The sequence below is a fragment of the Roseofilum sp. SBFL genome (assembly GCF_017746885.1).
Taxonomy (GTDB): Bacteria; Cyanobacteriota; Cyanobacteriia; order Cyanobacteriales; family Desertifilaceae; genus Roseofilum.
Genome location: NZ_JAGHZH010000056.1, coordinates 1 through 15,121, shown reverse-complemented (window position 1 = coordinate 15,121; position 15,121 = coordinate 1). Strand labels below are relative to the sequence as shown.

Annotated in this window: 8 protein-coding genes; 2 read left to right on the top strand and 6 right to left on the bottom strand. The window is 48.8% G+C overall.

Annotated elements, in window-relative coordinates; translation table 11 throughout:
* Positions 1-42: 42 nt before the first annotated feature.
* Positions 43-3,276 carry a hypothetical protein gene (locus J7545_RS06480; RefSeq protein ID WP_318700962.1) on the bottom strand — a complete coding sequence of 1,078 codons (3,234 nt, stop codon included), beginning with the start codon at positions 3,274-3,276 and terminating at the stop codon, positions 43-45.
* 91 nt (positions 3,277-3,367) lie between these two features.
* Positions 3,368-5,623 (bottom strand): hypothetical protein, encoded by a 2,256-nt coding sequence (locus J7545_RS06475; RefSeq protein WP_318700961.1) that lies wholly within the window; start codon positions 5,621-5,623, stop codon positions 3,368-3,370.
* Between the two features lie 186 nt (positions 5,624-5,809).
* Here J7545_RS06475 and J7545_RS06470 point away from each other — a divergent pair, with 186 nt between their 5' ends.
* Entirely contained in the window at positions 5,810-8,995 is a 3,186-nt protein-coding gene (locus J7545_RS06470; RefSeq protein WP_318700960.1) for an NB-ARC domain-containing protein, read from the top strand.
* Positions 8,996-9,388: 393 nt separating this feature from the next.
* Here the strand turns inward: J7545_RS06470 and J7545_RS06465 are convergent, their stop codons facing one another.
* The 4 genes from J7545_RS06465 to J7545_RS06450 form a co-directional block, all read right to left on the bottom strand.
* Entirely contained in the window at positions 9,389-9,595 is a 207-nt protein-coding gene (locus J7545_RS06465; RefSeq protein ID WP_271938173.1) for a glycogen debranching protein, read from the bottom strand.
* 85 nt (positions 9,596-9,680) lie between these two features.
* Complete coding sequence (locus J7545_RS06460) at positions 9,681-10,178, bottom strand: GNAT family N-acetyltransferase (protein WP_318700959.1); 498 nt, start codon at positions 10,176-10,178, stop codon at positions 9,681-9,683.
* Between the two features lie 133 nt (positions 10,179-10,311).
* Positions 10,312-10,794 (bottom strand): GNAT family N-acetyltransferase, encoded by a 483-nt coding sequence (locus tag J7545_RS06455; protein ID WP_318700958.1) that lies wholly within the window; start codon positions 10,792-10,794, stop codon positions 10,312-10,314.
* A 25-nt stretch (positions 10,795-10,819) separates the two neighbouring features.
* The gene (locus J7545_RS06450) at positions 10,820-11,941 is read right to left on the bottom strand and encodes an RNA polymerase sigma factor, RpoD/SigA family (protein ID WP_318700957.1); all 1,122 of its coding nucleotides are present in this window, start codon (positions 11,939-11,941) and stop codon (positions 10,820-10,822) included.
* 365 nt (positions 11,942-12,306) lie between these two features.
* Here J7545_RS06450 and priA point away from each other — a divergent pair, with 365 nt between their 5' ends.
* Entirely contained in the window at positions 12,307-14,862 is a 2,556-nt protein-coding gene (gene priA, locus J7545_RS06445) for a primosomal protein N' (RefSeq protein ID WP_318700956.1), read from the top strand.
* Positions 14,863-15,121: the final 259 nt, after the last annotated feature.

Below are 15,121 nucleotides of genomic sequence, written 5' to 3'. Positions count from 1 at the left end.
CTGATTTTTTCTGGTTTATTCCCGATTTCTTATTCCCTCGTCTTAATCAAACTGTGGGGGTAAATCAGCAGGAGATAAACCATCTGGTTCTGCGGGTAGGGGGCGATCGCCAGGAGGAGATGGAGAAGTCTCAGAAGGGGGCGGAAGTACGGTTTCAATCACTAATGTGCGTTGCAATTGTTTCCCAGTTCCTCCAGTGACCGTTAAGGTGAGGGTTTCTTGTCCCGGTTGAGGACTAATGGGATAGGCAAGAGTGCCGCTTAAGGCTACAGTACCAGGGGATGGAAGTAATTCGACACGGGTATCGGGGCCACCCATTACGGTCCAAGTTAAATTAAGTGGATCGGGTCTGGTTTCCGGTTGCAAAGTAACCACGACTCGCAGGGGTGCAGTTTCTCCATTCACAGTAAAGTTGGTAATGGCTAGGGGATAAGTACGCGGTAAGATTTGAATCACTTCTGTTTGTTGTCTGTCGTTGACCTCTGATGGATTTTGTTTACTGAAGATACTGACTTCAAAGATATATTCTCCCCCTTGACGGGCAGCAGTGGGGACATTTTGACAAACCAAACGTCCGGCTAGGATGCAATAGGGTTGTAGGACATCAGGGATGCCGCTATCAAAACGATAACGGCGGGCTGGAACCCTGGCAATTCCGCTCGTATCCCGACCGACGATTTGTACTTCTTGCAGTTGCTCGGCGTTTTCGATTTCCCAGGAGAGTAAAATTTCTTCTCCTCGCTCTTCGCTGTAGGTGGGTTGCCCAGGTTGCAGTTGCAGGATTTGAGGCGAGGGAGGGGGAAGAGGAGGCGGAGGGGAAAGGAGGGCAATGGTGGCGGTGGTTTCGGTTTGAGTAATTTCTCCGGTTCCGCGTTTGGGAATTACACCTAATTGAAATTGATAGTTTCCACTTTGGGAGAGGGGGATCGTGACATTCCGACAGCGGAGTTGATTGAGCTGATCGAAGACATCACAAATAGATTGTAGGGGTTCGGGGAGTCCTTGATGGAAGGAAAAACGCATTTCTGGCATGGCAACAAAGCCTTCAGCCGATCGCCCCTTTAAAACTAAGGCTTCGATTTGATCGGAATTGGAGATCGCCCAATTCAACTGAATTTGTTCCTCTTTTGCCACTTCATACCGGGGCTGAGTGGGCTGAAATTCGATAATTTTCGGCGGTTCCGGTGCTTTGATTTCAATCACATCGGCGATCGCACTTTGGGGTTCTCCTTCAATGCGCGGATCGGGTATAACAGTCAGTTCAAAGATATAATTGCCAAACTCGTCTACAGTGACGGGAACACCCGCACAAATCAAGATCTGATTGTCGAAACTACAATACTTGCGCCAATCATCCGGTAGTCCAGATTGCAGATCGGTGCGCTGTTCCTCGCTATTGACGACTCCATCCGGGTTACGAGCGATCCAACCCAATTGGGCGATCGCACTAGGATTACTGATTTGCCAACTGAGTTCGATGATTTTGGTAAGATTTCCAGTTGTAGGGGCCGGTTCGCGGAGAGTTGGATTGGAAGACGATAAGGTGGGTGAACCCGCCCTTACAGAACCCGTGGGGGTGGGGGCGGGTTCAGGGGTTTGATCGTTTTGTAATGAAGATCTCGGTGAACCCGCCCCTACAGGATCTTGTTGGGCTAATGTTGCTTTAAATTCGAGGATTTCGGGTAGAGGAATGGGAGAGATCGCGATCCGGTTCGTTTTAGCAATAATCGGGGAAACTCGCGATCGTTTGGGAGTCACCTTTAACTCAAAAATATAATCCCCTGGTTCGCGGGCATCCGTGCGAATATTTCCACAGACTAACCTGCGCCAAGAACGCGTACAGAATTCTTGCAAACTTTCCGGTAATCCCCGGCTCAGATCGTAGGAAACGGGAATACTGGTAACATTACCGTTGGGCGATCGGCCTAAAATCTGCAAACCTCGAATTTGTCGAGGATGGCGAATTTCCCAATTTAGGTAAATAAAATCATCATTAGCAGCCGAATAGGACGGGGAAACCGAGTTAAATGCTTCAATTCTGGGGGGAGCAGGCGGTTTGAAAAACAGCCACCACAGGGCAAAAATGAATAACCCCAATAACCCTAACCCCGCTAAAATCCCTAACAACAATTGCCACCAAGGTCGAGCTTGCCACAGGAAAGTCCCCTCAATCCGATCGGTGGGTAAGGGCAGTTGATAATCATCCGTCAGTTCCACATAAAAATTGAGGGTTCTTCCCTGACCGAATAAAGGTCTACGCCACCAGGGGCCGGGTTTTGCATCTAAATCAACTTGCCATTGCTCTCCCTGATCCAATTTCAGGCGATCGGGATTTAACTGATACACACAAATTGGGCGTTCTTGGTCTTCTCGTACCGTAAGTCGTAATTGTCGTAGAGTATTCCCCTCATTCTGTAGACGTAATTGAAATAGGGCTGCTTCCCGACGGACTTTACCGACTAACGTCCGCAAATCCATCCGTAAATCATACCGAGGCAAAACCTCGATATAGACCACATCCAATAAAATCAAATCTGGGTTATTTTCCCCGGTTAATCGCAGAGTCGGTAAATAACGGCCAGCTTTCGTATTCACAGGAAAGCGAAACTCTAGGGTAACCTCTCCTTTCGCTCCTGGATTGAGGGCCAGATTATCAGGAATAATCACCAAACCCAACTCATTAATCCCTTCTGGATAATGGACTTCCCACCAGAGTTCCGGTAAATCAGTACAAGTGAGGCGAAAGCGATCGACCCGGTTAGAGCGATTATGCACCAAAACCGTCACTATCAGGGATTGACCCAGTTGTAGAGGGGCGGGTTTTTCGGGGGTGGTAACTGGAGTGAGGGCAAATGTAGGATCATTGGACTGAACTGCCTCTTGAATGGGAGGAAGAACTTGTAGCGTTGCTTGGTGACGGATGGGGGTTTCTTCGGGATAATGCTTGGGTGCATCAATCACCAGTAAGTAAGTATAGTGACCGGGAATCGCTTCTACAGGGATGGGGAAGGAAAACACCACCTCGCTGCTGCTTCCCGAGCTGAGGGCAAACCGTTCATAGGGGTTCAGACACCATGGTTTGAGGACTCCTGAAGAATCATCAATAAACAGATCGATAATTGCCCCTTGGAATCCTTGATTACCAATGGTGACGCGCAATTCAAAGGTTTCCCCAGCCGAAATGACACTATCGCCTGATGGGTTAGTAATTACGCTCAGGGATTGATTTCCATCAGAGCGCTGGTCATTGGTCATGGGTAATTGGTAATTGGTCATCTCCGTGTCTCCGTGTCCCCGCGTCTCCGTGTCCCCCGATCTGCGCTCCCTTCGACTCTGCTCAGGAAGCGTGCCCCCATCCCCCCAACTGTTAATTCCTAATCGAGTTCATCAGGTATAGTCTAACTTTGCCATCATCGCCTCCAGTGACGATTTGCACTAGAGAACCGGTTGGGTCTTTTCGAGAGGGGATTAGGGATAAGTCTACGGTATTGAGGGAGTTAGAGTGGTTGGCGATCGCTTTTCCTTTAAGATATTTGGTTAAGCGCTCTCCCGTATCTCTTAGGGGCCATAATATCAGTGACCCATCATCTCCAACACTGACGAGGTATCCTCCATCGGCGCTGAAGGCGATAGAGCGCACGGCTTCACCATTATGACTATTGTCCCAGCGATCGAGCCGTTCACAAGTCGGATTGATTCCTGCTCCTAAACCCGGTTCTAGACAAGGGCGTAAATTCCAAATACTAATACTGCCTTGATTATCAGCAACGGCTAAGAGAAAGGGACGCTTTTCAGCAGTCGCAAGACTGGTGATGTAGTTATCTTGACCGGTTGCCGTGTCTGGATCGGAAATATCTAGAGTTTGGGTTGAGTTCGTTTCAGTGTTCCAGAGGATGAGTTGATTATACCGACCAGCAACAGCTAGGGTTTTTGCACCTTGGCCAACAAACGCCAGATCGGAAACGGCAAATTCAAAGGTTTTCGTTAATTCGGGTTCGTTAACGTTTTGTATCTCCTCAAAGTCTGGGCCAACATACCATTTAGCAACTAATCCACTGCCATGACCGCTGAACAAATAGCGGGAGTCGGGGGTAAATTCGAGATCCATGACTCGGTCGTCTTTTTGATAAACCAGCGATCGCACGGGAACGTCTTCATAGGATAATAAATCCCACAGTTGAATTTCCCCATTTTCTAAACCCATTACCATTTGATTGTTATCAACCGGGCGATATTTGACGGTGCGAACGGCTTTATCTGCCTGGGCGCGAACGTCGATAAATTCTAATTTCTGGCCTTCAATGACCCAGTCTCTGACCTGTTGATCGATGCCACCACTTAATAGGCGATCGCCTAATCCATTCAGTTGTACGGTCATGACCGAGCCTTTGTGATGAATATAATAATACTGTCCATAAGTAAACCACCAGAACACCCAAGCCAAGCCGACCATCAATAGTCCCTGTAACCATCGAGGAATAATGGGAAAGACTCTGAGAATCAGGGTTTGTTGGCGATCGGTTAAAGGGACACGGTTGGGTGTCGGAACCTTAGGTGTTAGGGCAGGTTCGCCAAGATCTTGAGGGGAAGAGGGCAAGATTCGTGAAACGGCTCCTACCGGCACAGCCCTAGCTTCAATGGGAATCGGGCGCTCCTGAACCCATCCCAACCACGGCCGTTTTGTTTCTACCCTTAAGTCAAAGGTTTGGGTTTCTGTTGGGTTCAGGGTGTGTTCTAGGGGCGATAATTCAAGTTGCAGTTGGTTTCGGGCGTTGGGTTTTTCTTCTAGGGGTAAATCAATAGTAGTTTGATAGCGTTGATTACTCTGATTGAGAAGTTGTAAGGGATACATTACAGGATTAGATGTCCAGGAGGGTAACCAACGGCGTTTTTGAGGAAGGGTTTGCTCGAGTTGAGGAATTTCAAAGCGAATTTCACCTTGAAGAAAAATTTCAATGACAGCTTGCAGTTGGGTGGGAGGGCCATCTGGATGGGTAATTTTAAGGTTAGCTAAATAGTTGATTCCAGCGATCGCCTCTTCAACATCAGGCACAGGACAGATTAAACTGCGATCGCTCCATTGTCCTGGGGGCAAGCTTACGGGTGTAGGAGAGGGATTTAACCAGGAATAGGAGCTAGAGACCGCCATTAGGGCGGTAATCTCTTTATGACCGGGATTATAGAGCCGGACCGGTATTTCTAAATCGCTGTTGGGATAGCCTTTGAGCGTAGAGTTAGGCAATTCAGCCTTGAGTTCCAGTTCACCGATACCCTTTTCCACCCGCAAGCGTAGGATATGTCGTTCTTCAGTTCCCAGTTCCAGGGAAAAAATGCGGATAGTAAGATTCACCAAGCCCACGAACCCTGAAATTGGGGTTCTGTAAATTTCCACGATAAACCGGGTAAGGTCTCCAGGCGGTTTCTTCGTGCTAACTTCCGGGGATAGGGTGTACCAACTGCGCTCAGAGTTGGGATCGACTCCAGCGGCTAGGATCTCTAGCTGAAAACTGGCAAAGCGATCGCCCTCGTTAAGAACCTTCACCTCAAACTGAGCTACCCCATAACCCGGTTGAAAGGTTAGCTCTTTGGTGGATAGCTCCGTACCCATCATTTTTTCAACCATGCTCCTACCCTTACCGTCCGATCTGCACTGGAGCCATCATAGCAATAGAGCCATCGCGATCGCCCACAGGACTAGGAGTTTCTGGAATTTCCTGATGTAGAGTGCCTTCGGAAATGCTGTAGAATGATACACTAGCCGATTTCCTAGTTACCCTGTCACTAAAGTTATAAATTAAGTTGAGAAGGGATGAAAAGTACAGATATCATCCAGTTCACTGAGCAGTTAGTCAATACTTTCCAAAAACTGCCTCCCCACTTTTTACCCCGTCCCCAGGAGATGCAAGAGTTGAAGCAGCTCTTGTGGAGCAGCCGCCTTCTAGTTGTGCAGGGGAAGGGAGGCATGGGTAAAACCGTTTTGGCAATAGCGATCGCGCAAGATGAGGAAGTGCGGCGCAAGTTTGTAGATGGAGTGGTGTGGTTGCCCGTGGGGATAGCAACGAAACCCATCGAACTCTATCAACAATTGGCACAAGCCTTAGAAGGGTCTAAGATTTATCAAGAAACAGAAGTTCAGTGGAAAGCTCATCTGTCAAAGCTATTACAGGATAAGTCCTGTTTGTTGATCCTCGATGAGGTTAGGCAGCAGCCCGAAGTAGAGCAGTGGCACAAGCTATTGGGAAAAAACTGCCAGATATTGCTCACCACCAGGGAGAACCATTTAGTGGATGGGTTAGGAGCCGAAGGTTATCTCGTAGAGAAGTGGGATGATGACCCGTCCTTGCAGTTGTTGGCGAAGTGGGCAAACGTGGACAAGGAACAGTTGCCCGAAGAAGCGAGTGCGATCGTGCAAGAATGCAGACAATTGCCTTTAGCCCTAGCCCTAGCTGGAGGGCAAGTGGGAGATGGAACCCTTTGGAAGTCTGTGTTGAGGGCACTGCAAGATCAAGACGAAGAAGGTTTCGATCCTGCCGACACCACTGCCACCATACAGAAATGTATAGCGGTAAGTCTCCAGAACTTGGAGCAGGAGAAACAAGACGCTTATCTAGAGTTAGGCATATTCCCACCACATACGAAAATATCCGAAGCAGCGCTGGTGAAGTTGTGGGGACGCAAAGGACAAAAAGAAGAATCTCAACTACGGCAGCAGTTAACCCAGTTGGAAAAAAGGGCACTCGTATTTGTAGAGGGAGAGTCCCCCCACAGATGGGTGTGGCTCCATGACATGCAACGGAACTATCTCCAGGAAAAGCTTCAAGATAAAGCCAAAGTACATCGGGAGTTTTTAGCCAGTTATGCCAAAGGGCGGTTTCCCTGGAACAGGGCACAGGTGGAAGGGGAAACCTATTTGTATCGGCACGCTGCCTATCACTTCCAGAAAGCAGAGGAAGAAGAAGCGTTAGCCCAGTTGTTAGGAGATTTTGATTGGTTGTGGCCAAAGCTAGAGGCAACAGATATTCAGGCACTCTTGCTCGACTTTGATCGAGTTCAAGACAAAGATCGATTTCTCCGTCGTTTGCAGAAGGCCTTACGCCTGAGCGCCCAGGTGTTAACTCAGGATAAGCAACAGTTCGCCAGTCAGTTGTGGGGACGGTTGCTCAACCTGAAGCAGATGAGAAAGCATGAGTATCAATACTTTTGGCAAAAGATACCCATCCTAGGGCGCTACTTACCCCACCATCGGGGTAGAGGAAAAGTAGAGCAGCTTTTACAGCAAGCCAAAGACCGACAGACCCATACCTGGTTTCGTCCCCTCGCCCCCTGCCTGGACTCCAGCGACGGGGCCCTACTATGTACGCTCAGGGGTCATCAGTCCTGGGTGAATACAGTTGCCGTGACGCGAGATGGGCAACTGGCGGTGTCGGGTTCATCAGATAAGACCCTGAAGGTCTGGGACTTGCAGACGAAAGAGGAGACCCTGACGCTTACGGGTCATCGTTCCTTGATACAGGCTGTAGCGGTAACGCGAGATGGGCAGAGAGCCGTGTCGGTTTCATCGGATAAGACTCTGAAGGTATGGGACTTAGAGACAGGGGAGGCACTGCTTACTCTGATGGGTCATGATTCCATGGTCAAAGCGGTAGCCGTGACTCCAGATGGACAACGAGCGGTATCGGGTTCATCGGATAATACGCTAAAGGTGTGGGACTTGAAGACGGGAAATAAACTGCTGACACTTACGGGCCATTCTGGCTCGGTACAAGCGGTAGCCGTAACCCCGGATGGACAGCGGGCGGTGTCGGGTTCGATGGATAAGATGCTGAAAGTGTGGGACTTGAAGACGGGAGAACAGAGGCTTACGCTTAAGGGTCACGATCACTGGGTCAATGCTGTAGCCGTGACTCCAGATGGGCGGCGAGTGGTATCGAGTTCAATGGATAAGACGCTGAAAGTGTGGGACTTGAAGACGGGGGAAGAAGAGCTTACTCTGACGGATCATCAGGACTGGGTGCAAGCCTTAGCCGTGACCCCAGACGGGAAACAGGCGGTTTCAGCCGCCGATAATAACACGTTACAGGTGTGGGATTTAGCAACGGGCGAGGAGAAACTGACGCTCAGGGGTCATCGGGACTCGATACAAGCTGTAGCCGTGACTCTAGATGGTCAACAAGCTGTGTCCGCTGCCATGGATAATACGTTGAAGGTGTGGAACTTGGAGACGGGGGAGGAACTGCATACCTTAACGGATGATGGAGGTTATCAGGACTGGGTGCGAGCCTTAGCGGTGACCCAAGATAGGCCGATAGCCGTGTTTGCTACGATAGATAATGCCCTCAAAATATGGGACTTGAAGAGGGAACAAGAGCGATATACCCTGACTGGTCATCAGGACTCGGTACAAGCTATAGCGATGACCTCCGATGGACAGCGAGCTGTGTCTAGTTCTATGGATAAGACGCTAAAGGTGTGGAACTTGGAGACGGGGGAGGAACTGCGTACCCTGACCGGTCATCATCACTCGATACCTGCTGTAGCCATCACTCCAGATGGTCGCCGAGCTGTTTCTGCTTCCATGGATAGCACCCTGAAGGTGTGGGACTTGGCAACCGGGGAGGAATTGCGTACCTTGACCGGTCATAGTCACTGGATACAAGCGGTAGCGGTAACCCCGGATGGGAAATGTGCCGTTTCGGTCTCAGATCGTACGACTTTGAAGGTGTGGGACTTGGTAACCGGGGAGGAGAGGCTGACAGTTACGGTTCATCAGGACTGGGTACGAGCGGTAGCGGTGACCTCGGATGGACGGCGAGTGGTTTCTGGTTCTGTAGATAAAACTTTGAAGGTGTGGGACTTGGCAACGGGGGAGGTGTTAGGGACGTTTGTGGCGGAGGCGGCTATCTTGCGCTGTGCTATTGCGCCGGATGGCTGTACGGTGGTGGCAGGGGATAGGGTGGGACGAGTGTATCAATTGTTGATTAACAATAGCCTATAAAAAAGGGAGTGAAACCCGGATTCTTTCGTTGGCGATCGCGGGCTGTCACTCTTGGAAATTCGTCAAAATTTCCAAGAGTGACAGAAGAGGAATAGCAGAGAAAGGCAGAGTCGGACCTGTTCTATAGCTAGAGTCCCTATTGCCTCTTGCCTGTTGCCTATTACCTCAAACCATAACCTATCCCTCTTCTGTCACTTTCTGAGATCGCGATTGCTCTATCCCCTATAGAGAGACATTTACCTTTCTGACTAGATTTTTGAGTTTCTGTTAGGAAAACCATCGCGATCCTCTTTGATGTTATTCTTCCTGAACATGCTATACCTTTAATGTCAGTCTCTTGAATTGATGACATGCCCTAGGTGCCTATTGCCTCTTCCGCCATCCCGACAAATTTTAATTCAACTTCAGCGCACTTGCAGGCACTTCTTCCCACGAGGAAACGGTATGCATTCGAGCGCTCCATCCGGCTTGTTTTTGGTCTTCTGTGAGGTTGTTGTTGAAGGAGTCATGACACTCTTGTGCTTGTTTTTGATCGCAACAAGCAATGCAAGCATAGATCATGCCAGAGGGATCGATTTGTTCGTTAACCCAAATAGTCATAGGGCAATACTCCTAATTGTTGTTTGAAGGAACAGGGAATAGGGAATGCTCCCAGTTTCCCTTAGTTTGCTATAGATTTTGGCTGTTAACCGGCTAAATTGGTAAGGGCTGAACCAGTGAGGCGGCAAATTCGCCAGTCGGGAAGCACTTGAGCGCCCATACGTTCGTAGAAGGCGATCGCTGGTTCATTCCAGTCCAATACTGCCCAATCAAAGCGCCCACAACCTCGGTCTAGGGCAATTTTGGCCAAAGTTCTCAACAGAGCCGATCCAATCCCTTTACGGCGATATTCAGGTCGGACAAAAATATCTTCGAGATAGAGACCGGGTTGGGTGAGAAAGGTAGAATAGTTATGGAAAAAGAGAGCAAACCCCACCGATTTTCCTTCCCATTGGGCCATTAAGGCTTCTACATAGTGTTGATCGAACAAGTGTTTTTCCAGATCTGTGGCGCACCCGATGACTTGATGGGATAATTTTTCATATTTGGCTAAAGCCCCAATTAGCTCGAATAGAATGGGTACATCGTCGCGGGTTGCGAGTCGGATCTGGAGTTTCAGGCGATCGCCTTGATCGAGGTTCATGGTTGCATTCAATGCCAATGTTCAGGTTTTAGGGTATAGGATTTTTCATCAGTTGAGCTATACCTTAAGGAAATCATACTTCTTTTCTGATACTTATACTTCATCTCTAGAGACTTCTGTGGATTTAATCAGCTCAATCCGTAAACGCTGAACCAGCTATCCGATAAAGGCGACAGTTGCTCAGGGTTTGAGCGCCTATGGATTCGTAAAAGGCGATCGCCGATTGATTCGAGTCCAGAGCTGCCCACTCCAGATGCTCATAACCACGCTCTAGGGCAATTTCACCTAAAGATTGTAACAGGGCACGACCAATCCCTTTACGGCGAAATTGAAGCAACACGAACAGGTTTTCGAGGTGGAGTCCAGGTTGGGTGCGAAAGGTAGAATAACTTGGGAAAAATAGAGCAAATCCCGCCGTTTTTCCTTCCCACTGGGCAATTAAGGCTTCTGCATAGCAGCGATCGAACAGGTGTTTTTCCAGATCGGTGGCGCACCCAATGACTTGATTGGATGATTGTTCGTATTCAGCTAAAGCACTAATCAAATCGAACAGGACGGGTACATCGTCGCGGGTTGCGAGTCGGATCTGGAGCTTCGGGCGATCTCCTGGATTCATAGTTGCATAGAAGGCGGATTTTGGTTTAGCGCAGCCAAGCCTTTAACCGTTGAGCGACTTGAGGACGACGCAGTTTCCGCATCGCTTTAGTTTGAATTTGCCGTACTCGTTCGCGGGAGAGATTAAACAAATGGCTGACCTCTTCTAGAGTATAGGGTTTTCCCGTACTTAACCCATACCTTAAGGAAATAATATCTTTTTCCCGTTCGGTGAGGACATCGCTGAGAACCGATAGGATTTCCTGACGCATCATGGTTTCGCTCAGGAGGGTTTCTGGGGACTGGGTTCCTTGATCTTCAAGTAAATCGAGTAATTCCGTATCTTGATCTTCTCCAAATCGATGATTTAGAGAGAGCGATCGCCTGCGTACCTGATGTAAATATCGCAATTGAGGAATCGAAATTTCCAATGCTTCGGCTAATTCACCTTCGCTGGGGCTACGTTCGAGTTCTTGACGCAATTGCTGTTGCATCACTCGCATTTTATTCAGCTTTTCCACCACATGAATAGGCAATCTTACCGTGCGTCCATGGTTTGCCAACGTCCGGGTGATCCCTTGGCGAATCCACCAGTAGGCATAGGTTGAAAACTTATAGCCTTTTTCGGGATCAAACTTTTCGGCAGCTCGATTTAATCCCAATGCTCCTTCTTGAATGAGGTCTAGAAAGGGGACTCCTCGATTCACATACCGTTTGGCAATTGACACCACTAATCTCAGATTAGATCGCACTATTTTTTGCTTGGCAATTTGGCTATATTTGAGCTTGGTTTTAATTTCAGATGCCGGTAAGCCACTCGTCCGAGCTAGATCTGTAATCGTCGGAGTTTTTCCCGTCTTTGCTAGAAGTTTTTCTTGCATTTTTTGCAGTTCTATTCCCTCTTGAACTTGTCGAGATAAGATAACTTCTTCTTCTGCACTCAGGAGGGGATAACGTGCCATTTCTTTCAGGAATAGTCCAACGGTATCTTCATTAATAAAAGCAATTGAATCTACCCAATTTCCTGTCGATAATGAGTTGGCAGACTGTTCAGGGTCTGATGGGGATAAGCTAAGGGCGTTTAACACAGAGCCTTTTGCCTCTGTGTTCGCCTGGGGATTATCGTATTCCCGATCGATCAATCCGTTATTTTCTGGTCTGTTCAACATAGGAAATGACAAAATGAGTTGCACTTTAAAGAATTCAGGATCTGTAGTGTGAGGAGTGGCGATGTAGGTGATGACTTTTCAGCTAAAGCCAAGGGAATTTGAGCTGAACAGCATAAGGTTGTCCCTAGTGTAGTAGCATAATTTAAGGTTGGCAATCCATCGGTGAGTAAACGATACAAAAGTTATTGTTGTGTGTTTTTTTCTCAAGTTTCTGTGGAGTACGATACACTCTGAACGTGAAGAGGAGAAATCATAATCTTTTTGATAGAATTAGACCAGTCTCAAGCCAAGGGGGAGGCAAGAGGCACGACTAGCAATAGGCATGGGATACCCCAGAATGAAAGTAGTTCGCCATCTAAAACGTTATGATCAGTAAACTCGATCGCCTGCAACCACCCATTACGAGTTGCCGAGTGGCTGCCTCGAAGAATCCGTTTTATATCCAGACTTCCTCTTCCGATCGGCAGTGCTGGGTAGAGGTTTTACTGGATGTGGATCGGCAAGAATTAGAGGAAGAGGAGCCAAAGCTCTATACCTATGCGATTGGCTCCAACTTGAGGGTGCAGCTAGGGGATATTTTGATCGTACCTTGTCGTTCTCAGCAGGTGGGGGCGATCGCCATTCGTTTGCTGTCTGCACCTCCAGCCAATTTACTCCCAGAAAAGATCAAGTCGGTTCATGAGGTTATTAGTTCGGGATTTTTTCCCCCCAGTTATTGGCAACTCCTCAACCAAGTAGCCCATTATTACCATACGCCCTTAATCCGAGTGATTCGTATGGCCCTACCTCCAGGGTTATTAGCCAAATCCCAACGTCGCATCCGCTTAACGGAGTCCATTCCCCAAGAGGCGCAAGTGTTTCTGCATCAACCGGCGCAACAACTTCTGAATATCCTCGCCAAAAGCAAAACAGGGGATTATTCTTGGCGTTATCTGAAACAACAGGTACGTCAGGCCCAACGCGGATTGCAAGATTTGTTAAAACGGCAATGGGTGCAAAGCTACCTGGAACCCCCAAAACCCGCTCGTCCGAAGCGCCAAAAGGTGGTAACTCTAGTCAAATCGACTTTACCGGAACCGGAAGAATTAACTTCTCAACAACAGGAAATTTTAACTGTTCTCGCTCGTCAGGGAGGGGAAATGTTGGTCACTGAACTGGTGCAACAAGGCCAAACTTCTTCAGGCGCGATCAAAACTTTAGAGAAAAAGCAGTGGGTGACGATCGCACAACAGGAACAGTTACGCTACGATACGGGCCCCATGCCCGATCGCAATACACCTCAACCGCTGACTCCCGCGCAAGCTCAAGCCTTAGCAGCTATTCAGGGGCGTTCGCGCCAGCGATGCGGAGCATTATCGGATTATCATCCCTTTCTGCTCCATGGGATTACCGGATCGGGGAAAACGGAAGTCTATCTTCAGGCGATCGCCCCCATTCTAGAGCAAGGACAATCTATCCTGGTCCTAGTCCCAGAAATTGGCCTCACCCCCCAACTGACGGATCGCTTTCGGGCCCGGTTTGGAGAAAAAATCCGCGTTTACCACAGTGCCCTATCCGATGGCGAACGTTACGATACCTGGCGGCAGATGCTCCAAGGAACCCCTCAAATCGTCATTGGAACCCGATCCGCCGTTTTTGCCCCTTTGCCCAGTCTGGGCTTAATTATCTTGGATGAGGAACACGATACCAGTTTCAAACAAAGCCAACCTGCTCCTACCTACCACGCTCGTCAGGTGGCTCAATGGCGGGCCCAACTGGAAAATTGCCCCCTGATTTTGGGTAGTGCCACCCCATCGATGGAAACCTGGTTTAGCAGCGGACCGGGGAAAGCCTGCACGCGGCTCAGTTTACCAGAACGAGTGGGAAACCGGCCGCTTCCTCCCATTTCCATTGTTGATTTACGTCGAGAACTCAAGCAGGGAAATCGGTCTATTTTTAGCCGTAGCTTACAAGATCAGTTAAGGCGTTTAGGCGATCGCCAGCAACAAGGCATTCTCTTTATTCCGCGTCGCGGCCATAGTACGTTTGTCTCCTGTCGCAGTTGTGGATATGTTCTCGAATGTCCCCATTGTGACGTTTCCCTCTCCTACCACTACACCCACGAGGGAGCTACAGAACGGTTGCGTTGTCATTATTGCAACTTTTCCCAGGTTCAACCCTCCCACTGTCCCGAATGTCAATCGCCCTACCTGAAACACTTTGGCACCGGAACCCAACGGGTGACCCAGGAGTTAGCCAAGCTCTTTCCAGAGCTGCGGGTGATTCGGTTTGACAGCGATACTACCCGCACCAAAAATGCCCATCGCACCCTACTGACTCGGTTTGTGCAAGGAGAAGCCGATTTATTGGTGGGAACCCAGATGTTAACCAAAGGATTGGATATTCCAGGGGTGACCCTGGTGGGAGTGGTGGCTGCTGATGGCTTATTGCATCAGGGAGACTATCGCGCTGGAGAGGAAGCCGTACAAATTTTAACCCAAGTTGCCGGTCGGGCCGGTCGTGGGGATGACCCCGGCCAGGTGATTATTCAGACTTACTCGCCAGACCATCGTGCCATTCAAGCTGTGCAACACAATGCTTATGCAACTTTTATGGAACAGGAGTTACAGGAGCGAGAAGCTTATCATTATCCGCCCTATTCTTCCTTAGTACTGTTTCGCTTCAGTAGCTTGGATCTTATGGAGGTGCAAACTGCTGCAGATCGGGTGGCGGACGTTTTAGAATCAAGAGCAGGAGGGTATCAGGTCTTGGGGCCTGCCCCCGCGCGGGTGATGCGGGTCTCTGATGCCTATCGTTGGCAGATTTTGCTCAAATTTCCTCCAACAGAAGAAATAAATCTACCGTCTTTAGCTGAATTGCGATCGCTCCATTCCAAGAGAGTCAGTTTCAGCTTAGATATTGACCCCCTCAATTTTGGATAGTTGACCCAGTATCGGTGACCAGGGATTCGAACCTTCATTCATATCATAGGCTAACGCTATTTGAATGGCTAGAAGCTTTCTGCCACATATGTTTCACCTCAAGGGGTGACAAGGTAGCTCAAAGGTCGCTATAGCGACCTTTTTCGGTAGTATTTTGCTGAAAACCTCAACTCAATGGTCGCGATCGCATAACTATAGCATCAGGTTAGAGGGTTACTTGCCCAAAAAATCGCTGGATTTTTTCGCCATCTTTTAACGG